Genomic DNA, 25,052 nt, shown 5'->3' on the forward strand with positions numbered 1-25,052 from the left:
GGTCGGCGGTCAACCCAGGTCGATCACCCGGTCGTTGAGTTCGGCGGCGTCCTCGTCCCACAGCGCGATGATCCGTGCAGCGAGGGCGTCGGGATCGAGTGCTTTGGCGCGGAGCACGACGGATGCCGCACGCAGCGGCTCTCCGGCATCCCGTGCGGCTTTGGCATACCCCTGGGCGACCGCCCTGGCCCAGGCCTCGCTCGCAGCCTTGACCGCGGCGTAGTTCGCCCCTCCGGCGAGGGGACGTGCGACGGCGGTCGATGAGACGATCGCGAAGCGTCCGGCATCGGAGGCGCGCAGGGCGCCGTCGAACGCCCGGCTCGTGGCGCGAACGGCTTCGAGTGCCGGCAGCAGCGCGGCGAAGTCCTCATCCGACTGTCCGGCAAGCCCCCCGCCTCCACGCCAGCCGCCGACTAGCGGGACCACCGCGTCGACAGGGCCGATGCGCGTGGCCAGAGCGGTCATCTCGTCGAGAGATGTCGCGTCGGCGACCTCGATCTGCGCCCCGGCATCCGCCAGCTCCTGCAGGCGCTCAGCCGAGCGTCCGGTGGCGATGACGCGGGCGTTCGCGGCGACCAGGGCGCGTGTCACGGCGAGGCCGGCCGTGCTGGTCGCTCCGGCGAGGACGACGGTGCGCCCCGAAGCATGCGAGTCGGTGTGTTCAGCCATGTCATCCACTCTTCCGGATCGGAGGGGCTTCTGCGGCCGGAACCTGCGGAGAGATCCGCAGAACAGGTTCCGGCCGCAGTGCGGTGCGCCCCAGCGTCACACTCGGAACGCGCGCTGTGCGCGCGTGGTCATCAAACGTCCGTGCCGCGGATGCCGACGGTGGATTCGATGACCGGCTTCATCTTCTTGTCGAGGGTCTCGAAGAACATCGACAGCGGGAACTCGTCATCCATCACGGCGTCCGTGTAGCCCTTCGGCGCGCCGGCGAGGATCTCGTCGGACAGGCCTCTGGCCCACTGCGATGCCGGGTGCGGGGTGAGGGTGCCGCGGACGAGCTCGTAGGCTGCGAGCCAGTGCGCGACCTTCGGACGGTCGATCGAGTGCCAGTACAGGTCGTCGATCGCATCTCCCAGAGCCACCACGGCGTCCGGCACGTTGTCCCAGTCGAACGCGAGGGCGGTGTCGGTCCAGTGCAGCACGCCGCGCTGGTGGAGCCAGGCGAACAGCAGCTGTCCGCCGACCGCGTCGTAGTTGCGCGTGCGGGTGCCCGTGATCGAGAAACGGAAGATGCGGTCGAAGATCACTGCGTACTGCACGAGGTGCGCGTAGTCGTGCGTCTCCTGCTCGATCTCGGTGAGCTCTTCGCCGGCCTCGATGCGCGCTGCGAGGGCACGCTCGATCTTCACCGACTCGCGGAACGCCGTCATGTCGCAGCGCATCTCCTCCAGCGAGTAGAGGAAGAACGGCATCCGCTGCTTGATCATGAACGGATCGAATGGCAGATCGCCGCGCATGTGCGTGCGGTCGTGGATGATGTCCCACATGACGAAGGTCTTCTCGGCCATCTGCTGATCGTCGAGCATCGCGGCTGCGCGCTCCGGCAGATCGAGGTTGGTGATCGCAGCCGCCGCGCGGGTGACGCGACGGTAGCGGGCCGCCTCGCGGTCCTGGAAGATCGCGCCCCACGTGAAGGTCGGGATCTCGCGCATCGCGACGGTCTCGGGGAACAGCACGGCCGAGTTCGTGTCGTAGCCGGGCGTGAAGTCGACCAGACGCAGCGAGACGAACAGCTTGTTGCCGTAGTCGCCTGCTTCGAGTGCCGCGATGAACTCCGGCCAGATCGTCTCGACGATCAGCGCCTCGACCAGGCGCTCGCTCGAACCGTTCTGCGTGTACATCGGGAAGACCACGAGGTGGCGGATGCCGTCGACGCGGTGCTGCTGCGGCTGGAAGGCCATCAGCGAGTCGAGGAAGTCCGGTACGCCGAAGTCCGAGGCGGCCCAGCGGTCGAAGTCGACCACCGAGGCGGCGAGGTACTCGGCGTCGTGCGGGAAGGCGGGGGCGAGCGCGCGGATCGCGGCAGTTATCGCACCGACGAGCGCGCGGGCGGCGGAGTGGTGCGCGGCATCCGGGATCGAGCCGTCTTTGATCTGCATCTCGCGGATCGCGATCGCCGCATCTTTGAGCTGTGCCCAGGCGGCGGACTGCTCGGCGATCGATGCGTCCTCGACGACCTCGGGTTCGCCGACGATGGCCTGGACAGCGGAACTGTTGGCGGAAAGAAGGGACATCGGGACCTCCGATCGGAGAGTTTGACGGAAAGATTCCGGCATATACGGAATCCTGACGATAATCTTACAGCTATGGATGACTCTGTCGACCGCGCGATCCTGACCGCGATCTCCCGTGACGGCCGCGCCACGCTCTCTCAGCTGTCGGATGCCGTCGGTCTGTCGGTGTCGGCGGTGCAGTCGCGTCTGCGCCGGCTGGAGACGAGGGGCGTCATCTCCGGGTATCAGGCGATCCTCGACCCCGAGCAGGTGGGCACCCCGCTCTCGGCCTTCATCGAGATCACCCCGCTCGACCCGGCCCAGCCCGACAACGCCCCCGAGCTGCTCGAGCACCTCGACGCGATCGAGGCCTGCCACTCCATCGCCGGCGACGCGAGCTACATGCTCTTCGTCCGCGTCGCTTCTCCGCGTGCGCTCGAGGGGCTCGTGCGCGACGTGCGTCTCGCCGCGAACGTCAGTACCCGCACGACCGTGGTGCTGCAGACCTACTACGAGCACCGGCCGATCATCCCCGTGGCTGCGGTCGAGTAGCTTCCCGGCTGACCGTCAGAGGACAGCGCCGACCATCGCCTCGCCCAGCGGGGTGCGCAGGTGCAGCATCCTGGTGCCTTCGCGTTCGCTGTCGATCAGCCCGGCCCCTCGCAGCACCGCGAGATGATGCGACGCCGTGGACACGGCGATGCCCGCGTCGTGCGCGACCTGCGACGTCGTGCGTGCGGTGCCGGCGCGGAGCAGGATGCCGGCGCGGGCAGGTCCCAGCAGTGCGCCGAGAGCGTCGGCGATGGCGGTGGCATCACGGGCCCAGCCTGCGGTGACCCCGCGGGCCGGATAGAAGAGTGTCGGCTGCGCCGGTGGCTCGGTGAGCACCATGCAGCCCCACGACGACATCACGGAGGGGACCAGCACCAGGCCGCTGCCGCGGCAGTCGACCTGTTCGCTGTGGCGGCGCAGCGAGACGCGGACGGCGCCCTCGCTCCAGGTCACCTGGCGGTGCAGGTCGCCGGCCATTCCCGCGATGCCCGTGCTCGCGATCATGCGGGCGCGGACCGCGATGTCGGCGCGCAGCAGACGATCGAGCTGCGGCCACACCGGGGCGAGCGCCGCGTCCCACACCGCAGCCCAGGCGTCGGCGATCATCCCGCGGGCGCGCTCCGGGTGATCCTGCATCTCGCGCAGCGCCCGTTGTCGGGCTCCGGTCGAACGCAGGATCATCTTCCCCAGGTCGACCCGCATCGGTTCGAGGGGTGCGCCCCGCAGCTCGTCGAGCTCGGTCTCGGGTGTCAGATCCCATCGAGGCGCGGTCGTGAGGAAGTCGGGGAGGTAACCGTCGTCACCGATCACGGTCGCGAGCAGGGCGAAGTGCTCTCGGGGCAAGCGGTCTCGCACGGCGCGCAGCCATCCCCATTGCAGTGGATGCGCAGTCGGTCGTCGCAGCACCCGCACGGCGTGCGCCAGCTCGTGGCCCGGGGAGATGCCGAACCGCACCGCCTCGACGTCGCCCGGGCTCAGATGGAACTCGACGCGATGGTCGGGGTGCTCGACGCCCTCGATCGGGCCGGACTTTCGATCCACATCGAAACTCTAGGGACTGCACGCGAGGCTGTCGAGACTGGAGCCATGAACAGCACATCGCCTGCCTTCGGGGTCGTCGCCGGCGCTGACATCCGCATCGGCACTGGCCGCAGCCGCAAGTTCGTCGGGGCCGAGCATGGTGCCGCGGTCTCGTACTTCTTCGTCGAGAATCAGCCCGGGGAAGGTCCTGGGCTGCACTGGCATCCCTATCCTGAGACCTGGGTCGTGATCGAGGGCGTTGCCTCCATCACCGTGGGCGAGGAGACTTTCGTCGCCGGAGCGGGAGACACCGCCACCGGCCCTTCTTTCATCCCGCATCGCTTCACCAACGTGGGTGACGGGGTCCTCAAGATCATCGGCATCCACGCCTCCGCCACCATCATCCAGACGTTCCTCGACGAGGACTGAGCACCAGGAGCACCATGTCCTTCCAGGCATACCTCGACAACATCGAGACCAAGACCGGCCTCAACCCGCGGCAGTTCATCGAACTCGCCACCGAGAAGGGGTTCGACCAGACGACCAAGGCGACGCCCATCGTCGCGTGGCTCAAGGAGGACTACCAGCTGGGGCAGGGACACGCGATGGCACTCGTGCACGTGATCACGAAGGGACCGCAGATCAGCGACAAGCACGTCGGCAAGGGCGGAGCGCACGGCGACCCGTCCGACACGCTCTGGCTCGACGGCAAGGACAGCAACCCGAACCCCTGATCGTCGGTCTCGCTGAGGTCGGGCATCGCCGCGGCCAGTAGGATTCCCTGCGTGGCAGCATCCTCCCAGCGCAAGAAGAAGACCCAGAGCGCGAAGCGCACCCCGGCCCGTACCAGCGGCAACCCGGCGAGGCGTCCGGTCGTCGAAGCGGGCCCGGTGACGGCCGGCGACTGGATCGGGGCCGCGCGTCTGCGCACCCTGCCGCTCGCGATCGCACCGGTCATCATCGGCACGGGAGCCGCGCGCAGCACCGGCCCCGAGTTCCACTGGGTCATCGCGCTCGCCTGCCTCGCCGTCGCGGTGCTGCTGCAGATCGGCGTGAACTTCACCAACGACTACAGCGACGGCGTCCGCGGTACCGACGCGCACCGAGTGGGACCCGCACGCCTCACGGCATCCGGTCGCGTGAACCCGCGCACGGTGCTCGTGATCGGTCTGGTCTTCTTCGCGCTCGCCGCGCTCGTGGGGCTCGCGATCGTGGTGCGCACCGGACAGTGGTGGATGCTCGCCGTCGGCGCTGCGTGCATCGTCGCCGCCTGGTTCTACACCGGAGGCAAGCGGCCCTACGGCTACTACGGCCTCGGCGAGGTCTTCGTGTTCGTGTTCTTCGGACTCGTCGCCACGCTCGGCACCACGTGGGTGCAGATCTTCGCCTTGCCGCAGCAGGCCTGGCTCGGTGCGATCGCCGCCGGCCTCTTCGCCTGCGCTGTGCTGCTCGCCAACAACCTTCGCGACATCGACCAGGACCGCGAGGTCGGCAAGCGCACACTGACCGTGCTGATCGGGCGCAGAGCCACCCAGGTGCTGTTCACGCTGTTCGTGCTCGCGCCGTTCGGCATCGCCGCATTCCTGGCGCTGGCGTTCCCGATCGCCTGGATCTCACTGCTGGCGCTGCTCGCGGGGCTTCCGGCCATCGCGATCGTCTGGTCCTACCGCCAGCCGAAGGAACTGGTGACCGCGCTCGCGCTCACGTCACTGACGTCGCTGCTGTATGCGGGCGCCCTGTTCTGGGCCTTCGCGGCCTGACCGGGTCTGACGCGCTCAGGCCTTGGGGTCGCCGTCGACGGACTCGGTCGCGTCGTCTACCGCCTGGTCTTCGGCATCGGCGTCGGCCTGACCGGCGGATGAGCGGCTCTCACGGCGCTCCTGCAACCGGGCGGAGGCGTCGGTGAGGGGCGTGCGCAGGAACAGCATCGAGATGCTCATGCCGATGAGGGCGGCGAAGATCGCCGCGAGCCACCAGAACTCGCGGAAGATCGGGAAGACCCAGAGGATGGCGAGCGGGACGAGGAACGCCAGCAGCCGCAGCACGGTGTAGACGAGGAAAGGCGCGGGCTTCTTCACTCCTCCAGTCTACGTTCGCCGCGGAGGGCCACCGTCGCGGATGCGGAGACGGGCGAAGGGGATGCCGCGGACGACGCGTCGCCAGGGGTGCTCGCCGAGCGACCAGAGCAGCTCGGCATCGGGGTCGAGCGCCAGGTCTTCGCACCCGACCGGGAGCGGGATGCCATCCCTTTCCAGGGTTGTGCGTCCGCCGCTCCAGAGCGTGCCAGGACGCAGATGATCGGACTGCGACACGAAGTAGCGATCACCCCAGCGGACGGCTCCCTGCATGCTTGCGATGTCGGGAGAGAAGCGGTCGACCTCGACGAAATCGTCGTGGTCAGCTCCGGGGATCGAGAACTCGCCGATCCGGCCGCTCCCGTCGGGGCGGTGCTCGCCGATGAGCACTCGGTGGAGGGGGTCGCCGTCGCCGTCGAACACTCGCCCGAGATACGAGCAGCGCAGGGCGATCGGGTGCACGCGGGCGCGCACGGCGACGAGTGCTGTGGTGCGACGGCCGCGACCGCTCCCGCCCGCGAGTCGCTGGGCCAGTGCGCCGCGCACCTCTCGGATGTCGGAGAGATCGAACTCCCAGATGCCGCGGCCGGTCGCTGCGGCGAACAGCCGGTCGCCGAACCAGGCGAGACCGCCGGCGTGGATGGTGGCCGGCTGCAGCTCGTCGGAATCATCGGCGACCGCGAGGAGGACGTCGAGATGGCGAGAGCGCTCCAGGTCGATGAGCGTCACGCGCGAGGCGAGGTGCACTCCGGAGAGCTCCTGGCGGAACCAGCTCACTGCGAGGGTGCGTCGTCCGCGCCACTCGCCCAGGTCGATGCCCTGCGGATACCAGCGTCTGGTCCAGGTGCGGGCACTGAGCCACCGCAGGTCCACGGTGTCGCGACGCTTCTGCCGCACCGGGCGCCAGGTCGATCCGAAGGGCCAGAGCATGCTCCCATCGTCGCCGAAGAAGAGCGAAGGGGCGAACCGGAATCCTGATCGTCGACGGCGGACTCGGCGTACTCGCAGGCTCCGTCATGCTGGCATGTATCATGTTACTGTGGCGTCGCGTTCGTCTCTGGGGAGCGAACTCGACGACGAAAAGCGTCTCGGGGTCGGCTGATGGGGGTCAGCCGGCCACGTGGCAGGCGGGGTCGTATCTGCGATCTCGCGTCCCGAACGTCTGACGTTCGGCAGTGCGAAGCACTGGGAGGTGTGGTTCCGTTCGGGTGCGGGACCACACCTCAGTGCCGATTCTTTCGCCGTCGCCGCGGACACCCGACGTTCACCTGCGCGTCGACATCCGTCAACGATCGCCTGGCACCATTCCCGGACACCGTCTGTCTCCGGGAGTCCCGTGCGCACACCCCTCGTCACCGTCATCCTGCCTGCCAAGGACGCCGGCGAATATATCGGTACGACGCTCGAGACGCTCACTCGACAGTTCGACGATGCCCGAGCGATCAAACTCGTGGCGATCGATGACGGCTCCCGCGATGACACCGGCGCGATCATGCGTCAGTATGCCGAGCGCTTTCCGCACTCCGAGTTCGTGCGGAATCCGGTTGCCCGCGGCCTCGCGAGCGCCCGCAACCAGGGCCTCGCGCACGTCGAGGGTGATGCCTTCTGCTTCGTGGACGGCGACGACTGGATGCAGCCGAGGCGGCTCGACGTTCTGGCGAAACGGTTGCGGGAGCTCGACTGCGACTTCTTGCGCACCGACCATGTCAAGGTCACCGGCACGCGACGCACGCTGGTGCGTGCGCCGCACCCGTGGCGCGATCGTGTGGAGTCGCCGAGAGAGGTGATCCTCCCCGATGATGAGCCGACGATGGTCGACTACCCGTTCGCGTGGGCCGGCATCTTCCACCGACGAGTCATCGACCGCGGTCTCGCCGGGTTTCCCGAGGGGCTGTTCACGGCAGAAGATCGACCATGGATCTGGCGGCTGCATCTGCAGGCCGAGTCGTTCGCGGTCGTCGATGCACCTGCTCTGCTCTACCGACGAGGGGTCGCCACCTCGCTCACACAGGTGCGCGATCGCAGACAGCTCGACTTCGCGCGCGCTATGAACGAGGTCATCGCGATGGTCGAGCAGGATCGTGAGGCTGAGCGCTTCCTGCCCAAGGTCGTGTGGTCCGTGCTCGCACTCAGCTCCCACCATCTCGTGCGTGCGCGTCGGATGCCCCCGCGACTGCGTGGCGAGATGAGGACGGGTATCCGGGACATGCTTCGCGCGCTCCCCGCCGCTGAGGTGTCATCTGCGCTGATGCGTCTCGATGGCCCTCGGCGCCGGGTTCTCGCGCGGATCCTCCGTCAGGCGGGACGTGGCGCATGACTCAGGTCTTCGCGCTGCACAGTGCGTATGGGCTCGCCACAGCCGCGGCTGCGCTCGATGCCGGCGTGCTCGAGCGCAGCGAGGAGCGGATACTGGTGCCGTTCACATCGTCGCGCGTACCGGAGACGGCTGTCGGCATCTCGGAGGATCCTGCGCTGCACTCGCTGCGTGCACGGTTCGACCGCATCGAACCGCTGGAAGCCCTGCTCGGCCCGCTGCATCCGAGCTCGTGGGAACCGGCCGCCGCCGACCTTCCGATGCTCGAACGGCTGCTCGTGCGCGCGTGGGGCCTTGATCCGCGCGATCTCCAGCTGTTCGTGCAGAGTCCGCAGGTCGCACCGGCGCGCACCCTGATGGAGATCTTCTCGCAGGCGCGGATCACGATCGTCGGTGACGGACTCATGACGTACTCGCCGATGCGGGTTCGGATGCCGTATCCGGTCACGGCACGTATCGAGCGGGTCGTGCACGTCGACGTCGTTCCGGGCGTGCGTCCTCTCGTCGGCGCGCCCGACGTGGAGATCGTGTCGGTGCCTCCGGCTTCGTTCGCTGAGACGCTGGGGGAGGCCGCCACCGCAGGACCCGGACCCGCACACGATGACGTATCGAGCGTGCTCGTGCTCGGCCAGTATCTGTCTGCGCTCGGTCTGATGACGCCCGCTCAGGAGATCGAGCACCAGGGGCTGCTGATCGATCACGCGGCACAGTGGTCGCCGCAGCGTATCGTCTTCAAACCGCACCCCGCGGCGCCGCCGCTGGTGACCGAGGAGGTCCGGGCGCGGGCGCTCGCGCACGGCATCGACTTCATCGAGTATCGCGGCCCGCTCATCGCGGAAATACTCGCGGAACGCCTCGATGCAGTGGCGGTGGTCGCAGGGTTCTCCACGGCGCTGCCGACCGCGCGAACGCTCTTCGGGCGCACGATCGGTTCGACGGGGAACGACGCGGTACTCGCAGCACTGACTCCGTTCGAGAACAGCAACCGGATTCCCGTGACCCTGGTCGATGCCCTCACTCGCGACCGGTCCCCGTACTCCGATCCCGCGCGGCTGCAGCTGCTGGTGGACGCCGTCGGCTATGCGATGCAGCCCGAGATCGCCGGCCACTTGCGGGGTCGAGCCGAGGAGCTGCTGCACGATCTGGACCCGGCGGAACGGGATCGCTATTTCACGCCTCGGCGGCTCGCTCAGCTCCGACTGCCGGGCGCACCGCCGGAGAATGCCCTGCGTCGCAGACTCCGTCCTGCCGGCGGGGTCAGCAGAATCGAGGAGTGGCGACTCACCGGCCTCGGAGTGCGACGACGTGCCGAACGAGCATGGCGCGCCTGGCGAGCGATACGCGGACGATGACGAGGATGTGGACCATGAACGAGCACAGGCCCCTCACGGTGGCGATCATTCCGGCGCGCGGCGGATCGAAGCAGGTGCCGCGCAAGAACCTCCAGCGCGTCGGCGGGGTGCCGCTGGTCGAGCGCGCCGTCCGCGCGGCGGCTGCGACATCGGGCATCGATCTGGTCGTGGTCTCGACCGACGATGATGAGATCGCCGCGGTGGCGACGGGCGCGGGAGCCCGTGTCATCCGCCGCCCCGCCGAGCTCGCAGGCGACACCGCGACCTCGGAGAGCGCGATCCTGCACGCGCTGGATGAACTCGAGGAGACCGGGGAAAGGGTCGATATCGTGGCCTTCCTGCAGGCGACCTCACCGTTCATCCCCAGCGATGCGCTCGCCGCGGGCGTTGAGGAGATTCGCGCCGATCGGGCCGACAGCGTGTTCGCGGCCCACGAGACCTACGGGTTCCTGTGGCGGGAAGGCGAAGACGGCGACGCGATCGCGATCAATCACGAGGCAGCGCACCGACCGAGGCGGCAAGACCGTGACCCGCACCACCTCGAGACCGGGGCGTTCTATGTGTTCCGCGCCGCGGGCTTCCGTGAGAGCAGGCATCGCTTCTTCGGCAGGATCCGGATCGCCGCTGTGCCGGAGTGGACGGCGATCGAGATCGACGATGCGGATCAGCTCAGGGTCGCCCGAGCGCTCGCGGCCCTGCACGAGGTTCCGGGGCCCATCCCGGTGCGCGCGGTCGTGACCGACTTCGACGGGGTGCACACCGATGACACCGCGCTCATCGATGCCGACGGTGGCGAACGGGTGCGGGTCAGTCGTGAAGACGGGATGGGGGTCGCTCTGCTGCGCCGAGCCGGTGTTCCCCTGCTGATCCTCTCGACCGAGGTCAACCCGGTGGTCCGCGCTCGTGCCGACAAGCTCAGGGTGCCCGTGCTGCACGGCATCGACGACAAGGAGAAGGCGCTGCGCAACTGGGCGCGGGACAACGCGGTGCCGCTCGCCGACATCGCCTATCTCGGCAACGACGTCAACGACCTGCCGGCGATGCGGATCGTGGGGTGGCCGGTCGCGGTGGCGAACGCGCATCCGCTGGTGATCGAAGAGGCCCGCGTCGTGCTTCGTCGCCGAGGTGGAGAGGGCGCGGTGCGGGAGCTGATCGAACGGGTGTTGTCGAGCTGACCGATGCCGGTAACCCGGCGGTCGCCCGGTGTTCATCCTCGGCCCGTATCCAGGAGGGAGGGGTAGCACCAACGCTCGAACACCGGAGGAATCATGACTGTCAGCATCGGCTCACGAGTGATCGGCGGCGGGCGTCCTGCCTACGTCATCGCAGAGATCGGCCTGAATCACAACGGCGATGTCGACATCGCGAAGAAGCTCATCGACGTCGCGGCCCGTGCCGGCGCCGACGCCGTGAAGTTCCAGAAGCGCACGCCCGAGATATCCACGCCCGAGCACATGCGCGACGTTCCGCGCGAGACGCCCTGGGGCGTGATGACCTACCTCGACTACCGCCGCCGCGTCGAGTTCGGTCGTGACGAGTACGTCGAGATCGGCGACCACGCCACGATGCTGGGCCTGGACTGGTTCGCCTCGCCGTGGGACGTTCCCAGCGTCCACTTCCTGGAAGAGCTCAATGTCGTGGCGCACAAGGTCGCCTCGGCCAGCCTCACCGACACCGAGCTGCTGGTCGCCCTGCGCGAGACCGGCAAGCCCGTCATCCTCTCCACCGGCATGTCGACCATCGAGCAGATCGACCGGGCTCTCGACACACTCGGCACCGATCGCGTCGTGCTCATGCACGCGACTTCGACCTACCCGCTGGAGCCCGAGGAGGCGAACCTGCGGGTGATCGCGACCCTGCGCGACCGCTACCCCGGCGTGCCTGTCGGCTACTCGGGGCATGAGCGCGGTCTCCAGATCTCGCTCGCCGCCGTGGCCATCGGCGCGGTCGCGGTCGAGCGTCACATCACGCTGGACCGCACGATGTGGGGCTCCGACCACGCAGCATCGCTCGAGCCGACGGGGCTTGCGCACCTGGTGCGCGACATCCGCGTGATCGAGCGCGCGACCGGCGACGGCGTCAAGCGGGTGTTCGACAGCGAGCGGGCGCCGATGGCGAAACTGCGCCGCGTCCCCGCATGACCGGGGCCTCCGGCATCCGCGTCGTCGCCATCGCGGACGCCGACTCCTTCGTGAAGTGGGCGGCATCGCTGCTGGGATCCGTACCGGGGCTCCGCCCCCACCTGCTGCTGGTGCGCACGCCGCTCACAGCGAGCATCGAACAGCAGCGCACCGCGCTCGCGGGAACGGCGCTTCGCAACGAAGACGTCACCCGCATCGGCTTCGCGGAGGCGGCCGGCTGGCTGGCTGGGCAGCGTCCTGATGTGGTGCTCCTCGCCGGACGGGGGCCGTTCGTGCGGCTGATGGGGCGCGTGATCGACTCGCTGGAGCATCGGCCGGTCACGGTCTCGGGTCTGCCGGGCATGGCTATCCCCGCACAGCGGGGGGCTCTCGACTACCGTCGGCACACCGACCTACTGGTGGTGCACTCGCACCGTGAGGTGCGGGCCTTCGAGGAGCTCGGCCGCCGGATCGGCGTGCAGACGCCCGTGGCGCTCGCAACTCTGCCGTTCGCCAGGAGGAGGCAGCGGATGCTGCGGCCGGAGCGCATCAGCGTCGACGCAGTGGGCAGGGCCCCCGGTGGCGTCGCGATCGCCGAACGTCCGCCGTCGACACCTGTGCGGCCCGCGGCGACCGACATCGTCTTCGCCGCGCAGGCCCTCGTCCCCGTCGCGAGGGAGGAACGCGCCGAGATCGCCGCCATGCTCGTCCGGGCCGCCGAGGCCGAGCCCGGACGCCGCGTGGTGGTGAAGCTGCGATCGCGGCCGGGGGAGTCGGAGACGCACCTCGAAAGCGAGCCGTATGCGGGGCTGCTGCCCTCGCGCCTTCCGAAGAACCTCGTCTTCTCGTACGACTCCATGGCGACTGCACTGGAGCGGGCGGCCGGTCTCGTGACGGTGAGCTCCACCGCCGCGATCGAGGCCACGGCCGTCGGTGTGCCCGTGATCGCGCTCGACTCCTTCGGGGTGAGCAAGAGCCTGCTGAACACGGTGTTCGTGGGAAGCGGCCTCCTCGGCGGTCGCAGCGAGGTCGTCGCCGGGAGGTTCCGGCATCCGCATCCCGACTGGCTCCGCGACAACTACTTCCACCCCGAGGCGGAATCGACGTGGTGGGAGCGGGTCGAGCAGCTCGTCGCCCTGCGACGCTCGGGGGCGCTGCCCGCCAGACGGGTGCCTGCAGCCCGAGGCGGATCGCTGCATGAGGCCTGGCATCGGGCGAGTGTGCTCGGCGCAGAGGATCGCACGGTCCAGGGGTCCCTGGCGCTCGCGGTGGGCTCTCCGGCGACGCGGGCCCTCGCCGCACTGCGTCGACGCAGGGAACCATCGGATGGTGGCACGTGGGCAGATGCCTCAAGCGACTACACGATCGAGCCCAATCCGTTCCACGACTCCCTCCGCCGCTGAGTGGGTGGGACGTTCGTTCGGTCAGCCTCCGAGGAGGGCGGCGAGCTGGCGATCGATCTCGTCGATGAGCTCGTCGATGCTCAGCGCGACGTTCGCGCTCGGCGTCAGGGTGAGGAACATGATGGCGGACACGATACGAGCGAGGGCAGCTGCACGTTCGGCGCCTGTCCCGTCTTCGCGCTGAAGGATCCCCGCCACCGCTTCCTCCGTCTCGCCGACGATGCGGAGCGCTTCGCCATGATGTGCGTCTGATGCATCGGCGAACACCATCTCCCGCAGGTAGGTGCGTCCGTTCTCGACCTGGACGCGATTGCACTCGACGATCGGCCGGAGAAGCGCGATGATCGCCTCTCGCGGGGCAGGTTTCGCCTCGGCGCCCGCCCGCCCCTTCTCGAGCGCGACCGCATAGTGCGCGTTCTGCACGAGGAGCAGCAGCTCTCCCTTGGTCTTGGCGTAGAGGAACAGTGTCCCGGTGCCGACGTCGGCCCGTTCGGCGATCTGCTGCGTCGTGACGTCGTCGATGCCGCGCTCGGCGAACAGTTCGGCCGCGGCGGCCGTGATCCGCTCGAGCTTCTGCTGCTTGTTGCGCTCGCGACGCCCGACGGTCGCCGCTTCGGAAGTCGACATGTGCTTCTCTTTCGGAATAGAAACTGATTGCAGTCAGTTATGAGTGAAGTCGCTTACGCGCGCACTCAGATATCACTCATTGTCGCAAGAAGAGAGAGCATCCCATGCCGTCACTCCACGGAGCCGTCGTCCTCGTCACCGGAGCGAACGGAGGCATCGGTACACAGTTCGTCGCCCAGGCGCTCGCCCGAGGGGCAGCGAAGGTCTACGCGAGCGCCCGCACACCGCGCGAGTGGGACGACGAGCGTGTCGTCCCGCTCGTGCTCGATGTCACGGATTCCGCGTCCATCCGGGCCGCGATCGATGCGGCGCCCGACGTGACCGTGCTGATCAACAATGCCGGCGCGTCGGTCCCCTCGGCGGGGATACTCACCCACTCCGACGAGGACATCCGCCGGAACGTGGAGACCAACTTCCTCGGCCCGCTCTTCTTGGCCCGTGCCTACGCCCCGCTTCTCGCCGGGCGCTCCGGAGCCACGATCATCGACATCCATTCGGCTCTCGCTTGGTACGCCGTCGGCGGGATCTACAGTGCGACCAAGGCCGCGCTGTGGTCGGCCACCAATTCGCTCCGTCTCGAACTGGCCCCAGCCGGAGTGCACGTCGTCGGAGTGCACGTCGGCTATGTAGACACGGCGATGGCCGAGCACGTCTCGGACCCGAAGACCGATCCCACCGACCTCGTCGCCGCCGTCCTCGACGCCACGGAGCGCGGCGAGTATGAAGTGCTCGCCGATCAGACTTCGGTGCAGTTGAAGGCGGGTCTCAGTGCACCCCTGGAAGCCGTCTACCAGCAGCTGCGGGCAGACGCCTGAGGTGCCGTGATGCGCGCATTCGTCGTCAGCAAGTATCGACAGCCGATCGAGGAACGCGAGGTCGCCGAACCCGAGGTGGGCGAGCGTGACGTGCTCGTCGGCATCGAAGCCGCGGGGGTCAACCAGCTGGACGAGAAGATCAGGGCGGGCGAGTTCGCCCAGATCCTGCCCTACGACCTGCCGCTCGTCCTCGGCAACGATCTGGCGGGAACGGTGATCCGCGTCGGGCGCCTCGTGGAGATGTTCCGGCCGGGGGACCGCGTGTATGCGCGTCCGGACGCAGGCCGCATCGGCACGTTCGCCGAGCGGATCGCCGTCGCGGAGAAGGATCTCGCCCTCCTGCCAGCCGGGCTCTCGATGGCAGAGGCCGGTTCGCTTCCACTCGTCGCACTCACGGCGTGGCAGGCATTGGTCGAGCGCGGCAACGTGCGCGCGGGGCAGAAGGTGCTCATCCATGCCGGTGCCGGCGGAGTCGGATCCATCGCCATCCAGCTCGCCGCGCATCTCGGAGCCACGGTGGCGACCACGGCCAGCTCGGCGAATGCCGACTTCGTGCGCGAGCTCGGAGCCGACATCGTCATCGACTACCGCCGCGAGGACTTCGCCGAGGAGCTGTCGGGTTATGACTTCGTCCTGGACAGCCTCGGTGGCGAAAACCTCGAGAAGTCGTTGCGAATCCTGAAGCCGGGTGGGCTGGTCGTCGGGATCTCCGGTCCGCCCGACCCCGCATTCGCCAAGGAACAGGGGCTGAACCTCGTCGTTCGCCTCGCCGTCGCCGCGCTCAGCCGGAAGGTCCGAGCTCAGGCGAAGAATCTCGGCGTGCGGTACGAGTTCCTCTTCATGCGCGCGGATGGCGACCAGCTCCGCGAGATCACGGCGCTCGTCGACAGCGGTGCGATCCGGCCCGTCGTCGCCAGGACCTATCCCTTCGAACGGCTGCCGGCGGCCCTCACAGACCTGGCCGCCGGTGTGACCCGAGGCAAGATCGTGGTGACGAACGGCTGACCCCCTCGAGGCGGGTGCCGAGGATCCAGACGTCTCGTGCTGTTGTCGGCGTGCCACGGCCGAACACCCCCATGGTGCGCCGCTGGGCTTTCGACCCAGCGGCGCACCTCCGCAGAACTCAGCTGCTGCGACGGATCGCACGTACTCCGACGATCAGGCCGACTACAGCGACAGCGAGCGCCGAGACCCAGCCCCAGAGCACGGTCACATCTCCCAGGTCTCCGGCGAACAGCGCCCGCTCGGCCTGAACCACCCAGTTCACGGGGTTGACCGAGGCGACGACCTGCATCCATTCGGGGGCTGCGTCCAGGGGCAGCAGCATGCCGGAGAGGATCAGCAGCGGGAAGATCAGCGACTGCTGCACGCCCCAGAACAGCCACTCCCGGTCCTTCGTCGCCAGTGCGAGCGAGTACGACAGCGAGCCGAGGCCCACCCCGAACACCGCCAGCAGCGCCAGGCCGATCAGCAGGCCCGGGATGTCGGCCGCGAACCCGAACGGCCAGGCGATTAGCACGATCACGAGCGCCTGCACGACGATCGGCGCGATCTCCTTGAGTGCGCGTCCGACCAGCAGTGAAGAGCGGGCGAGCGGGGCGACCAGGGTGCGCTCGTGCGAGCCGGTCATCATCTCGTACTGCAGGTTCGAGCCGGTCGACCCGGTGCCGAACAGCACGATCATCACCAGCACACCCGGCACGAACCAGGCGAGCGTCTCGCCGGCCGGCTGGCCCGAATCGCCGATCAGCAGGGGCGCGAACAGCCCGAGGAAGATGAGCGGCTGCAACAGGCTGAAGATCAGCGTGAACGGGTCGCGCAGCACGGGCTTGAGTTCGCGGGTCAGTACGTTCCTGGTGTCGCGCGCGAGATTCGGACGCACGAGCGTGTCGTTGGTGATCATGAGAGGACTCCTGTCGTGCTGTTCTCGGAAGCGGTGCGGGTGTCGGCAGGGGCGGCGGATTCGGATGCTTCGCCCGCGGCATCCGCTCCTTCCCCGGCTTCGCGCAGCGTGCGTCCGGTGAGGGCGAGGAAGACGTCGTCGAGCGTGGGCGGAACACCGGTTGCGCGACGGACGAGGATGCCCGCGGCGTCGAGCTCGCGCACGATCACGGGCAGCAGTCGGTCGCCGTCCTGCACCGCGACCGAGACCGAGGCGTCATCGACGGCGACCTCGGCGGAACTGAGCCGGGCGACCACGGCGCGGGCGCTCGCCGCCTCGGCGGCATCCGCGAATCCGAAGGTCAGCACGTCGCCGGCGAGAGTCGCCTTGAGGGAGGCGGCGTCGTCGTCGGCGATGATGCGGCCCTTGTCCATGACCATCACGCGTTCGGCGTAGCGGTCGGCCTCTTCCAGGTAATGCGTGGTGAGGAAGACCGTGGTGCCGTGCTGGGTGCGCAGGTCGAGGATGTGCTCCCAGAGGTTCGCCCTGCTCTGCGGGTCGAGTCCGGTGGAGGGCTCGTCGAGGAAGATGAGGGGCGGTGCGTGCATGAGCCCGAGCGCGATGTCGAGTCGACGCTTCTGCCCGCCGCTCAGCTGCTGCACGCTGCGGGTCGCGAAGGATGCGAGATCGAGCGACTCGATCAGTTCGTCGGCCCGTCGCACACTGCCCCGCCGGGACATCCCGTAGAACGCGCCCTGACTCAGCAGCTCGTCACGCACCCGCTGCGAGAAGCTGCCGCTCGTCAGCTGTCCGACGTAGCCGATGCGGGCGCGCACCCCTGCCGCGTCGGTGCGGATGTCGTGCCCGACGACCTTCGCGCGCCCCGAGGTGGGCGGGATGAGGGTGGTGAGCATCCGCAGCGTGGTCGACTTGCCGGCGCCGTTCGGTCCGAGGAAGGCGACGAGCTCGCCGCGCACGGCGGTGAAGGAGACGTCGGTCACGGCATGCACCGGCGTCTTCTTGACGGTGAAGACCTTGGTCAGGCCTTCGGTCTCGATGAGGGATTCGTTCATGGGATGAGAGTAGAAACTGATGCGGACAGATCCTGTCCGCATCATCTGGCAATCTGAGACGCATGACCGACACCACCTCTCGCGCACTCGCTCTGCTCAATCTGCTGCAGACGCACCGGCACTGGCCGGGGATCGAGCTCGCCACCCGGCTGGGGGTGACCGAGCGCACCGTGCGCCGCGACGTCGACCGGCTGCGCGAGCTCGGCTACCGCGTGGAGTCGACCCCGGGTGTGGCCGGCGGCTATCGGCTGGAGGCCGGGAGTGCGGTGCCACCGTTGTTGCTCAACGACGATGAGGCCGTGACCATGGCGATCGGGTTGCGCGTCGCCGCCACGCAGCAGCTCGTCGGTGGACCCGAGGTCACACTGACCGCGCTCGCGAAACTCGAACAGGTGCTGCCCTCCGCGCTGCGGCAGCGGGTGAACGCGCTCGCCGCGTCGGTGCAGGCGCCGCGCATCGGAGAGGGACCGGTCGTCTCACCGGAAGTGCTCGGGGAGATCGCCCTCGCCACCCGCGACACCGAGCGACTGCGACTCCGGTATGTCGACGGGGAAGGGCAGGAGAGCGTCCGTCGTGTCGAGCCGCACGCTCTGGCCCCGGCCGGTCGCAAGTGGTTCCTGCTGTGCTGGGACCTCGACCGCGACGACTGGCGCACCTTCCGCGTCGACCGCATCGCCGCGGTCGAGCACACGCGTGTGCTGTTCACGCGGCGCGACATCACGGAGGAGGAGATCGAGGAGCGCGTGCTGATCGCCTCGTCATGGTCGCCCCAGAAGGTCGAAGCGGCTGCCGTGATGGAGCTTCCGCTCGCCGTGATGCAGGAGCACTTCGGGCCGTGGTGGCAGGGCGCGACCGCTGTGGGCGAAGACCGCACACGCTGGCCCGTCGGCGGCTCGGACTGGCGCGAGGCCATGTACGGACTGCTCTGGATCCCCGAGGGTGTCGAGTACACGGTGGCCCTGTCGGAGCCGCATCGCAGCGAGCTTCGCGAGGCCGTCGGGCGCCTGATGCGTGCCCTCGACGCCCCGGAGCCCGATGACGCCGAGTGACGTTCATCGGTCATCCTCAGACTCATAGGGTTATCCCAGGCAACGGTCCTGGCGGGTCAGATCACGGCCGGGTAACGTCATTCCCATCGCGGCGATCCGGGCGGTCCCGGGCCTCAGCTCATACCTGATGGCGTTGCGGGTTCGACTCCCGCCGTCGCGTCCACTTCGGTTCTTCCGGCCGGTCGCCGGCCCTCCTCCTGCGCGGGTGAAGGGGTTCTTGCGGGTCGTGTCCGGTACCCCTAGCTTTCCGCTATGACGAACGCGCGCAGAGCCGGTCGAGTGGCTGGCTCATGTCCCGACTGACGCAGACGCTGATCCCGAGGTCGCAGCGACCGACAGCCGATGGGCTGAACGACGCGCTCGATCTGAGCACTGGTGACACCCTCAGCAAGCGTTCCGGGTTCCTCATCATGCTCACGCTCTCGGGCATGATCGCGATCGCGGGGGTGCTGACCGATTCGACCGCGACCGTGATCGGGGCCATGATCATCGCCCCGCTCGGCACGCCGATCCTCGGCATCGCGTGGGGCATCGTCACCGGTCACCTCCGGCTGGTCGTGTCGTCGATCCTGTGGGTGCTCAGCGGGGTCGGCATCGTGATCGCCCTCGGGCTGGTGTTCGCCGTCTTCGTCGCGACCCCCGAGAGCCTTTCCACGAACTCCCAGGTGATCGGACGCACGTCGCCGAGCCTGATGGATCTGATGGCAGCGCTTGCGACCGGGTTCGCCGGCGGCTTCGCGATGTGCCGCAAAGACCTGAGTGCAGTGCTGCCGGGGGTGGCGATCGCGATCTCTCTCGTGCCGCCGCTCGGAGTTGTGGGTGTGTGCGCGGGGCAGGGGCAGTGGCCGGCGGCGCTCGGGGCGCTGGTGCTGTTCCTCTCGAACGTGTTCGCGCTCGTGATCGCGGGCAGCATCGTGTTCACGATGGCGGGGTACGCGCGGGATCCCGGTTCCTCGCCGACCGCCAATCGACGCCGTGCCTATGCGGTGGTCGCGACTCTGGCTGTCATCATCGCGGTGCCGCTCGCCGCGAACTCGGTCGCCTCGGTCGCGGTCGCCCGCTGGTCGGTCGACATCCAGAACACGACAGCCGACTGGCTCGACGGCGAGACCGACGGGCACATCCACGGCGCGGTGCAATGGAGCGGGCTGACAGCCACGATCTCGCTCACGACCCCGGACGGATCGACCCCGCCGCTCGACGAGCTGCGGGAGGAGATGGCGAAGGCGATCCCCTCCTACATCGGGGTCATCGTCGACGTGGGCCAGGGCACGGAGCTCACCGTGCAGTGAGCCTCCGAGCTCGAGCTCGAGCCCGAGTCCGAGCCCGAGTCCGAGTCGCTGCTCCGGTCGCACTTCCCGCCGTCGAAGCGCCCCGCGGGCGGCAGCAACTGCGACCGGAAGCTCAGGGCGGGGCGCGACCTCACAACCCCAACTGGTCCAGCCGCTCCTCGAAGCGCACCTGCACGTCCTCGGGCTCATCGTCGGTGGCATCGGCCCAGATCGCGTCGAGCTCCTTCTGCACCGAGTCGGGCAGCGCGGCGAACTTCTCGTCCCACGCGGCGACCGGCGTCCAGTAGCCGACGACCTTGAAGCGGGTCGCGGGCAGGCCGAGTTCCTTGCGCAGGTACATGCGCACGTCGCGGAGCGCCACGGTCTCGCCGGCCACCCACACGTAGCCCTCGTCGAGCGGGAGCCGGTCGTCGACGATGCCGCGCACGAGCGGGCCGAGCGCACTGGGACCGTGACCGTTGCCGCCGACCACCCAGGTGACCTCGACGTCGGGGCCCACCTCGAGCGGCACGCGGTCCGCCTCGCTCGGCACCTCCAGCACGACCCGCGTGCGCACCCCTTCCGGTGCCTCGGCGATGATGCGCGCCACGGCCGGAAGCCCGGTGAGGTCGGCGACGAGCACCTGCCATGTGATGCCCTCCGGCGGCGAGTACAGGCCCGTCGGGGAGTTCAGCCCGAGCACGTGCCCCGGCTCTGCGCGCGCGGCCCAGGGGCCCGCGACTCCCGCTTCGTGGATCACGAAGTCGATGTCGAGTTCACCGGCATCCGGGCGCACGCCGCTGATCGTGTACGTGCGCATCGGCGCCTCGGGTGCTCCCTCCGGCGTCTCCCACCAGTCACCCGCCGGCACGGGCAGAGAGACGTCCTTCGGGTCTTCGCCGTGCGGGAAGAACACCCGCACGTACTCGTCGCCGATGCCGGTGCTGAGGAACTCGGCGACGCCGTCACCGCCGAGGGTGACGCGCACCAGGGTCGGGGTGAGGGTGGTCGTGCTGCTGACGATGCCGCGGTGGATGCTCACGGAGTCTCCGTCTCTGTTGTGGGGGATGGGTCGGTCGGGTGCTGCGGGTGCGGACTGCTGCGGGTCTGAGCGAGCCAGGAGTCGCGGTAGAGCCCGTCGGTGGCGAGGAGCTCCTCATGCGTGCCGCGCTGCGTAGCCCTGCCATCGGCGAACACGACGATCTGCTCGGCGGTGACGGCCTGCTGCAGCCGGTGTGCGATGAGCAGAGCCGTCCGTCCCGTGCGCAGCGCGGAGATCGCCGTTTCGACGGCCTCCCGGTGGTGGAGTCCGACATCGGCGGTGGCCTCGTCGAGGATCACCACATCGGGGTCGGCGAGGAACGCCCTGGCGACCGCGAGCTGCTGGATGCGCCCCTCGTCCAGTGGCACGACGGGACCAGTGGATGAGTGCTCTCCCGCAGCGGCCTTCTCCTCGCGACGCATCGCATCGATCGCCCACTGCGCTCCGACCGCGTGCAGGGCCGCGACCATCTCGTGGTCGCTCGCCTCGGGAGCGACCAGTCGCAGGTTGTCGGCGATCGTGCCGCGGAACTGGTGCAGCTCCTGCGACAGGTAGTACGGCGCGATGTCGTTCGAGGTCAGGTGCACGCTGCCCGAGGTCGGTGGGTGGTGCCCGGCGATCACGCGGGCGAGCGTGCTCTTGCCCGACCCCGAGGTGCCCACGAGCGCCGCTGTGGTGCCGCGATCGACCTGCAGGTTCACACCGCTGATGCCGCGTCCGGTCGTCGGGTAGAGGAACGTCAGATCGCGCACCTCGATCCCCGTGGATGCCCGTGCCGCAGCATCCGCTCCCGCACCCGGCGCTGTGGATGCCGCGGGTGCGAGGTCGATGACGCCGACGAGCCGGGCGAGTCCGATCGCCGCCCGCTGGATGTCGTTGAGTCCGAAGATCAGCTGACCCACGGGGCCGAAGAGGCGGTGGAAGAGCAGCGCGGCCGTGGTGACGGCGCCCACCGTGATCGCGCCGGCGGACTGCAGCAGGAAGCCGGTGCCGAGGATCGCCGCGAGGCCGACGAGTTCGCCGCCGTTGATCCAGCGGAACAGCCGGTTCGTCACCCGCACACCCTCGATCTGCATCTGGATCGAGGCCTCTGCACGCTCACGCACGCGCTCGAGGGCCGGCTCCTGCTCGTTGAACGCGGTGAGTGTGTCGATGCCCTCGACTGCGTCGAGCACCGCCTGGCTGCGGGCGGCTTCGCGCACCCGCACCTCGCGGAACACGACTCGAGACTTCCGCAGGAACGCGCGGGTGCCGAGCACGTAGAACGGCGCAGAGGCGATGCCCGCGAGCGCGAGCCAGGGATCCAGCGCGGCCAGCGCGACCACCGAGACCCCGATCGCGAACGCGGCAGACAGCAGGGGCGGGGCGACGTTGCCTCCGGCTTCGGCCACAGCATCCACATCGCCGGTGACCCGCGACAGCAGGTCTGCGCTCTCGCCGTCGTCGACCGAGCTCACCGGAAGGCGCATCGCCGAGGCGAACACGTCTTCGCGGAGGCTCGCGAGCATGTCCTGCACCAGCCCGGTGAGCACTCGAACGGCCCACAGCATCATCACGGCGGCACCGATCGCACCGAGACCGGCGCCGGCGACCCACCCCGCGATGATCGCGAACCCGGCATCCGACGACACGGCGTCGACGATGCGCCCCAGGCACGCGGGCATGACGATCCCGAGAGCGGACGCGGCGAGGAAGAGTACGGCGACCGCGGTGGTGCGACCCGGATGCTGTCGCAGCAGCGCGCCGACGACGGCACGCACACGGGCGCTGGAGGCGATCGGAAGCAGGGCGGCGGTCGAGGTGAGGTCGCTCATGGCGCGTCCGATCCTTCAGCGGGGAGTTCGATGACCCGGTCGCAGGCGCCGAGCAGCACGGGAGAGGTGGTGATCACGATCACGGTCTCGCTGTGTTCGGCGAGAGCTCGCGCGATGTGTGCCTCGGTGATGGCGTCGACGGCGGAGGTCGGTTCATCGAGCACCAGCACCTCGGCGTCCGCGTGCAGGGCGCGGGCGATGCCGATGCGTTGCCGCTGTCCGCCGGACAGCCGTCGCCCGGCCTCGCCGACCTGCGACTCCCACCCGCCGACCTGCACCACGGTGTCGTGCAGCGCCGCCATCTCGACGAACGGCGCGTGTGCGGGTGCGTCCGCCCCGTGCCCGCGCACGGCTTCGCGCAGAGTGCCGCTCACGATCGTCTGGCCGTGCGGCGGGGCGACGACACGGCGCCGGTACTCCACCGGATCGAGGTCGGTCAGATCCCGGAGGCCGCCGTCGACGGCGAGTGACACCAGGCCGCGGTCGGCTCGCGTGCGAAGACCGAGCAGGCGAGAGAGGGCGCGGGCGGTGTCGCTGTCGGCGGGGCGGATGCCGAGCAGCTCACGCTCGCGCACCTCGATGAGCGGGGCCTCCGTGGAGCCGGCGCGGAAGGCCAGTGCGACATCGCCGGCGGGTTCTACCGGGGCAGAAGACGCGGGTGGTGCATCGAGCAGGTCGTCGGCGTCGATCACCTCGGCGAGCCGCTTGGCAGAGGCGAGCTTGTGGATCCAGTTCGAGGGGAACGAGCCCGCATACGCGAGGTAGCCGCTGATGAACTGGGCGAGCCCGAGCACGGTCACCAGCTCGCCGATGCTGATGCGACCCTCCGCAGCGAACCAGGCCGACATGCCCGCGAGCGCAGTCGTCGCGACCGCGGCCAGCGTGGCGCTCACCGCTTCGTACGAGGCGAGCGATCGCCCGGCTGCGGTCGCCGCCCGGCGGGAGGTGTCGCTGGCCGCGACGTACCGACGCACGGCCTCCTCGCGTGCACCGATGCCGACCAACACGCGGAATCCGCTCATGAAGTCGGCGGCGACGGCTCCGGCCTCGGTCGCCGCGTGCTGCTCTGCGAAGCCGCGTCGTTCGAGGGGACGTGAGACCACCTGCATGACGAGCATCATCGCGATGGTCGAGCCGAACACCACGATCGTCGCGACGGGCGAGATCACCAGCATCGCCAGTCCCGCGCCGATGATCGCAGCGATCGTGGAGCACTGCTGGGCGACCGACCAGGCGACTCCGGCCACGCGGTAGGTGTCGGAGGTGACGAAGGTGAGGGCCTCGCCGGGGGTCACGGTGCGGCGGGAGAGCCGGGGGCGCAGCATCCGCGACAGGGTCAGGTGGCGCAGCGCCTGTTCGCCGTATCCGTAGATCGAGACCATGAGCCGGGAGGCGGACTGATAGCTCACGGTCAGCACGAGGAAGGTGCCGATCAGCAGGCCGATCCAGATCGCGAGAGCTGTCGGGTCGGCCGGCAGCACAGCGCGGTCGATCGTCGCACCGATGATGACGGGGATCGTGGCTTCGGCGAGCGCGTGCACCATGAGGAGGGCGGTCGCTCCCGCGAGGGCCACGCCGCGTCCCTCCGACTTCAGTGCGATTCCGAAGAGTCGCCGAGGAGTGCTCGTCACGACTTGCGCCGGCCGAGCGGGAGCACGAGCGGGGTGCCGGAGACCGGGTCGGTGATCACCTTGCACGGCAGGTCGTAGACGGCGTCGACGAGCTCGGCGGTGATGATCTCCCGCGGGTCGCCCTGGGCCACGATGGCCCCGTCGCGCATCGCCACGAGGTGGGTCGCGTAGCGGGCCGCGTGGTTGAGGTCGTGGAGGACCGCGACGAGTGTGGTGCCGCTGCGGTGCAGGTCGGCGAACAGCTCCATCAGGTCGATCTGGTGCGCGATGTCGAGAAAGGTCGTCGGCTCGTCCAGCAGCAGGTGCTTGGTCTGCTGGGCGAGAGCCATCGCGACCCAGACGCGCTGCCGCTGTCCGCCGGAGAGCTCGTCAACCAGACGGCGCGACAGGTCGGTGACCCCGGTCGCGGCCATGGCCTCGGAGACCGCGCGCTCGTCGGCGCTGCTCCAGGTGCGCATCGCGCTCTGGTGTGGAAAGCGTCCGCGGCCCACGAGGTCGGCGACCGTGATGCCGTCGGGCGCGATGGATGACTGGGGGAGGAGCCCCAGCTTGCGAGCGGCCTCCTTGGGCTTGAGCGAGCGCAACTCGTCGCCGTCGAGCAGAACGGCGCCGGTGCTCGGGCGCAGCAGTCGTGCGAATCCGCGCAGCAGGGTCGACTTGCCGCAGGCGTTGGGGCCGATGATGATCGTGAACGAGTCGTCCGGAACCTCGAGGGACAGGTCGGAGATGATGGGGGTCTCCCCGTAGCCCAGGGTGATGTCGCGGGCCAGCAGCGAAGTGGTCATGCGTGTTC

Annotated in this window: 25 protein-coding genes and 1 tRNA gene; 14 read left to right on the forward strand and 12 right to left on the reverse strand. The window is 69.1% G+C overall.

Annotation, left to right across the window (positions count from 1 at the left end):
- Positions 1–9 precede the first annotated feature (9 nt).
- Together ACIQTX_RS05880 and ACIQTX_RS05885 are read right to left on the reverse strand one after the other, a co-directional pair.
- On the reverse strand, positions 10–669 hold the full coding sequence (locus ACIQTX_RS05880) for an SDR family oxidoreductase (protein WP_402970102.1): 660 nt from the start codon (positions 667–669) through the stop codon (positions 10–12).
- A gap of 131 nt (positions 670–800) precedes the next feature.
- Positions 801–2,240: a DUF6421 family protein gene (locus ACIQTX_RS05885; RefSeq protein ID WP_402970105.1), complete on the reverse strand. Its 1,440-nt coding sequence runs from the start codon at positions 2,238–2,240 to the stop codon at positions 801–803.
- Positions 2,241–2,312: 72 nt separating this feature from the next.
- Between ACIQTX_RS05885 and ACIQTX_RS05890 the strand changes: the two genes are divergently transcribed.
- On the forward strand, positions 2,313–2,771 hold the full coding sequence (locus ACIQTX_RS05890; RefSeq protein WP_402970107.1) for an Lrp/AsnC family transcriptional regulator: 459 nt from the start codon (positions 2,313–2,315) through the stop codon (positions 2,769–2,771).
- A gap of 15 nt (positions 2,772–2,786) precedes the next feature.
- Here the strand turns inward: ACIQTX_RS05890 and ACIQTX_RS05895 are convergent, their stop codons facing one another.
- On the reverse strand, positions 2,787–3,812 hold the full coding sequence (locus ACIQTX_RS05895) for a DUF5937 family protein (RefSeq protein WP_402970110.1): 1,026 nt from the start codon (positions 3,810–3,812) through the stop codon (positions 2,787–2,789).
- A 45-nt stretch (positions 3,813–3,857) separates the two neighbouring features.
- On the opposite strand from ACIQTX_RS05895, the gene ACIQTX_RS05900 reads away from it, so the two are divergent.
- Genes ACIQTX_RS05900 through ACIQTX_RS05910 form a run of 3 tightly spaced genes read left to right on the forward strand, consistent with a single transcriptional unit; the run spans position 3,858 to position 5,551 of the window.
- Complete coding sequence (locus ACIQTX_RS05900) at positions 3,858–4,220, forward strand: cupin domain-containing protein (protein WP_402970113.1); 363 nt, start codon at positions 3,858–3,860, stop codon at positions 4,218–4,220.
- 14 nt (positions 4,221–4,234) lie between these two features.
- The gene (locus ACIQTX_RS05905) at positions 4,235–4,525 is read left to right on the forward strand and encodes a DUF4287 domain-containing protein (protein ID WP_402970115.1); all 291 of its coding nucleotides are present in this window, start codon (positions 4,235–4,237) and stop codon (positions 4,523–4,525) included.
- Positions 4,526–4,576: 51 nt separating this feature from the next.
- The gene (locus ACIQTX_RS05910; protein ID WP_402970118.1) at positions 4,577–5,551 is read left to right on the forward strand and encodes a 1,4-dihydroxy-2-naphthoate polyprenyltransferase; all 975 of its coding nucleotides are present in this window, start codon (positions 4,577–4,579) and stop codon (positions 5,549–5,551) included.
- 15 nt (positions 5,552–5,566) lie between these two features.
- On the opposite strand, the gene ACIQTX_RS05915 is transcribed toward ACIQTX_RS05910, so the two are convergent.
- Together ACIQTX_RS05915 and ACIQTX_RS05920 are read right to left on the reverse strand one after the other, a co-directional pair.
- Complete coding sequence (locus tag ACIQTX_RS05915) at positions 5,567–5,869, reverse strand: DUF4229 domain-containing protein (protein ID WP_402970121.1); 303 nt, start codon at positions 5,867–5,869, stop codon at positions 5,567–5,569.
- A gap of 9 nt (positions 5,870–5,878) precedes the next feature.
- Positions 5,879–6,796 (reverse strand): hypothetical protein, encoded by a 918-nt coding sequence (locus ACIQTX_RS05920; protein ID WP_402970124.1) that lies wholly within the window; start codon positions 6,794–6,796, stop codon positions 5,879–5,881.
- A gap of 406 nt (positions 6,797–7,202) precedes the next feature.
- On the opposite strand from ACIQTX_RS05920, the gene ACIQTX_RS05925 reads away from it, so the two are divergent.
- The 5 genes from ACIQTX_RS05925 to ACIQTX_RS05945 all read left to right on the forward strand — a co-directional run bounded on the left by ACIQTX_RS05925 (position 7,203) and on the right by ACIQTX_RS05945 (position 13,055).
- Positions 7,203–8,183: a glycosyltransferase family 2 protein gene (locus ACIQTX_RS05925; protein WP_402970127.1), complete on the forward strand. Its 981-nt coding sequence runs from the start codon at positions 7,203–7,205 to the stop codon at positions 8,181–8,183.
- Positions 8,180–9,532 (forward strand): polysialyltransferase family glycosyltransferase, encoded by a 1,353-nt coding sequence (locus tag ACIQTX_RS05930; RefSeq protein ID WP_402970130.1) that lies wholly within the window; start codon positions 8,180–8,182, stop codon positions 9,530–9,532. The genes ACIQTX_RS05925 and ACIQTX_RS05930 overlap by 4 nt, the downstream gene beginning before the upstream one ends.
- 14 nt (positions 9,533–9,546) lie before the next feature.
- Entirely contained in the window at positions 9,547–10,707 is a 1,161-nt protein-coding gene (locus ACIQTX_RS05935; RefSeq protein ID WP_402970133.1) for a cytidylyltransferase domain-containing protein, read from the forward strand.
- A 93-nt stretch (positions 10,708–10,800) separates the two neighbouring features.
- Entirely contained in the window at positions 10,801–11,673 is an 873-nt protein-coding gene (locus ACIQTX_RS05940) for an N-acetylneuraminate synthase family protein (RefSeq protein WP_402970136.1), read from the forward strand.
- Positions 11,670–13,055 (forward strand): DUF6716 putative glycosyltransferase, encoded by a 1,386-nt coding sequence (locus tag ACIQTX_RS05945; RefSeq protein WP_402970139.1) that lies wholly within the window; start codon positions 11,670–11,672, stop codon positions 13,053–13,055. Before ACIQTX_RS05940 ends, ACIQTX_RS05945 begins: the two co-directional genes overlap by 4 nt.
- Positions 13,056–13,076: 21 nt before the next feature.
- Here ACIQTX_RS05945 and ACIQTX_RS05950 read toward each other — a convergent pair whose 3' ends face one another.
- Positions 13,077–13,682, reverse strand: a complete 606-nt coding sequence (locus ACIQTX_RS05950) for a TetR/AcrR family transcriptional regulator (protein WP_402970142.1) — start codon at positions 13,680–13,682, stop codon at positions 13,077–13,079.
- 104 nt (positions 13,683–13,786) lie between these two features.
- On the opposite strand from ACIQTX_RS05950, the gene ACIQTX_RS05955 reads away from it, so the two are divergent.
- Together ACIQTX_RS05955 and ACIQTX_RS05960 are read left to right on the forward strand one after the other, a co-directional pair.
- Positions 13,787–14,497, forward strand: a complete 711-nt coding sequence (locus ACIQTX_RS05955; RefSeq protein ID WP_402970145.1) for an SDR family oxidoreductase — start codon at positions 13,787–13,789, stop codon at positions 14,495–14,497.
- Positions 14,498–14,506: 9 nt separating this feature from the next.
- Positions 14,507–15,502 carry an NADP-dependent oxidoreductase gene (locus ACIQTX_RS05960; protein ID WP_402970148.1) on the forward strand — a complete coding sequence of 332 codons (996 nt, stop codon included), beginning with the start codon at positions 14,507–14,509 and terminating at the stop codon, positions 15,500–15,502.
- A gap of 118 nt (positions 15,503–15,620) precedes the next feature.
- Here ACIQTX_RS05960 and ACIQTX_RS05965 read toward each other — a convergent pair whose 3' ends face one another.
- Together ACIQTX_RS05965 and ACIQTX_RS05970 are read right to left on the reverse strand one after the other, a co-directional pair.
- Positions 15,621–16,400, reverse strand: a complete 780-nt coding sequence (locus ACIQTX_RS05965) for an ABC transporter permease (RefSeq protein ID WP_402970151.1) — start codon at positions 16,398–16,400, stop codon at positions 15,621–15,623.
- Complete coding sequence (locus ACIQTX_RS05970) at positions 16,397–17,452, reverse strand: ABC transporter ATP-binding protein (RefSeq protein WP_402970154.1); 1,056 nt, start codon at positions 17,450–17,452, stop codon at positions 16,397–16,399. Before ACIQTX_RS05970 ends, ACIQTX_RS05965 begins: the two co-directional genes overlap by 4 nt.
- A gap of 62 nt (positions 17,453–17,514) precedes the next feature.
- Between ACIQTX_RS05970 and ACIQTX_RS05975 the strand changes: the two genes are divergently transcribed.
- The 3 genes from ACIQTX_RS05975 to ACIQTX_RS05985 all read left to right on the forward strand — a co-directional run bounded on the left by ACIQTX_RS05975 (position 17,515) and on the right by ACIQTX_RS05985 (position 19,793).
- The gene (locus tag ACIQTX_RS05975; protein ID WP_402970157.1) at positions 17,515–18,501 is read left to right on the forward strand and encodes a helix-turn-helix transcriptional regulator; all 987 of its coding nucleotides are present in this window, start codon (positions 17,515–17,517) and stop codon (positions 18,499–18,501) included.
- An 87-nt stretch (positions 18,502–18,588) separates the two neighbouring features.
- A tRNA-Met gene (locus tag ACIQTX_RS05980) sits at positions 18,589–18,664 on the forward strand.
- A gap of 127 nt (positions 18,665–18,791) precedes the next feature.
- Positions 18,792–19,793 (forward strand): TIGR00341 family protein, encoded by a 1,002-nt coding sequence (locus ACIQTX_RS05985; protein ID WP_402970160.1) that lies wholly within the window; start codon positions 18,792–18,794, stop codon positions 19,791–19,793.
- A gap of 130 nt (positions 19,794–19,923) precedes the next feature.
- Here ACIQTX_RS05985 and ACIQTX_RS05990 read toward each other — a convergent pair whose 3' ends face one another.
- From ACIQTX_RS05990 to ACIQTX_RS06005, 4 genes are read right to left on the reverse strand one after another with little or no spacing between them, the layout of a single operon-like run.
- The gene (locus tag ACIQTX_RS05990; RefSeq protein ID WP_402970163.1) at positions 19,924–20,814 is read right to left on the reverse strand and encodes a siderophore-interacting protein; all 891 of its coding nucleotides are present in this window, start codon (positions 20,812–20,814) and stop codon (positions 19,924–19,926) included.
- Positions 20,811–22,628, reverse strand: coding sequence for an ABC transporter ATP-binding protein (locus tag ACIQTX_RS05995; protein WP_402970166.1), 1,818 nt, complete (start codon positions 22,626–22,628; stop codon positions 20,811–20,813). Before ACIQTX_RS05995 ends, ACIQTX_RS05990 begins: the two co-directional genes overlap by 4 nt.
- Complete coding sequence (locus tag ACIQTX_RS06000; protein ID WP_402970169.1) at positions 22,625–24,259, reverse strand: ABC transporter transmembrane domain-containing protein; 1,635 nt, start codon at positions 24,257–24,259, stop codon at positions 22,625–22,627. The genes ACIQTX_RS05995 and ACIQTX_RS06000 overlap by 4 nt, the downstream gene beginning before the upstream one ends.
- Positions 24,256–25,044 carry an ABC transporter ATP-binding protein gene (locus ACIQTX_RS06005; protein WP_105526254.1) on the reverse strand — a complete coding sequence of 263 codons (789 nt, stop codon included), beginning with the start codon at positions 25,042–25,044 and terminating at the stop codon, positions 24,256–24,258. The genes ACIQTX_RS06000 and ACIQTX_RS06005 overlap by 4 nt, the downstream gene beginning before the upstream one ends.
- Positions 25,045–25,052 lie beyond the last annotated feature (8 nt).

Source organism: Microbacterium sp. NPDC090281, from assembly GCF_044769635.1.
Lineage (GTDB): Bacteria > Actinomycetota > Actinomycetes > Actinomycetales > Microbacteriaceae > Microbacterium.

Coding starts and splice junctions, on each gene's coding strand:
- ACIQTX_RS05890 (WP_402970107.1), top strand. CDS start 2,313: ATGGATGACTCTGTCGACCGCGCGATCCTGACCGCGATCTCCCGTGAC.
- ACIQTX_RS05985 (WP_402970160.1), top strand. CDS start 18,792: ATGTCCCGACTGACGCAGACGCTGATCCCGAGGTCGCAGCGACCGACA.
- ACIQTX_RS05885 (WP_402970105.1), bottom strand. CDS start 2,240: ATGTCCCTTCTTTCCGCCAACAGTTCCGCTGTCCAGGCCATCGTCGGC.
- ACIQTX_RS05945 (WP_402970139.1), top strand. CDS start 11,670: ATGACCGGGGCCTCCGGCATCCGCGTCGTCGCCATCGCGGACGCCGAC.
- ACIQTX_RS05955 (WP_402970145.1), top strand. CDS start 13,787: ATGCCGTCACTCCACGGAGCCGTCGTCCTCGTCACCGGAGCGAACGGA.
- ACIQTX_RS05880 (WP_402970102.1), bottom strand. CDS start 669: ATGGCTGAACACACCGACTCGCATGCTTCGGGGCGCACCGTCGTCCTC.
- ACIQTX_RS05960 (WP_402970148.1), top strand. CDS start 14,507: ATGCGCGCATTCGTCGTCAGCAAGTATCGACAGCCGATCGAGGAACGC.
- ACIQTX_RS05900 (WP_402970113.1), top strand. CDS start 3,858: ATGAACAGCACATCGCCTGCCTTCGGGGTCGTCGCCGGCGCTGACATC.
- ACIQTX_RS05950 (WP_402970142.1), bottom strand. CDS start 13,682: ATGTCGACTTCCGAAGCGGCGACCGTCGGGCGTCGCGAGCGCAACAAG.
- ACIQTX_RS05920 (WP_402970124.1), bottom strand. CDS start 6,796: ATGCTCTGGCCCTTCGGATCGACCTGGCGCCCGGTGCGGCAGAAGCGT.
- ACIQTX_RS05940 (WP_402970136.1), top strand. CDS start 10,801: ATGACTGTCAGCATCGGCTCACGAGTGATCGGCGGCGGGCGTCCTGCC.
- ACIQTX_RS05995 (WP_402970166.1), bottom strand. CDS start 22,628: ATGAGCGACCTCACCTCGACCGCCGCCCTGCTTCCGATCGCCTCCAGC.
- ACIQTX_RS05965 (WP_402970151.1), bottom strand. CDS start 16,400: ATGATCACCAACGACACGCTCGTGCGTCCGAATCTCGCGCGCGACACC.
- ACIQTX_RS05970 (WP_402970154.1), bottom strand. CDS start 17,452: ATGAACGAATCCCTCATCGAGACCGAAGGCCTGACCAAGGTCTTCACC.
- ACIQTX_RS05930 (WP_402970130.1), top strand. CDS start 8,180: ATGACTCAGGTCTTCGCGCTGCACAGTGCGTATGGGCTCGCCACAGCC.
- ACIQTX_RS05935 (WP_402970133.1), top strand. CDS start 9,547: ATGAACGAGCACAGGCCCCTCACGGTGGCGATCATTCCGGCGCGCGGC.
- ACIQTX_RS05975 (WP_402970157.1), top strand. CDS start 17,515: ATGACCGACACCACCTCTCGCGCACTCGCTCTGCTCAATCTGCTGCAG.
- ACIQTX_RS06005 (WP_105526254.1), bottom strand. CDS start 25,044: ATGACCACTTCGCTGCTGGCCCGCGACATCACCCTGGGCTACGGGGAG.
- ACIQTX_RS05905 (WP_402970115.1), top strand. CDS start 4,235: ATGTCCTTCCAGGCATACCTCGACAACATCGAGACCAAGACCGGCCTC.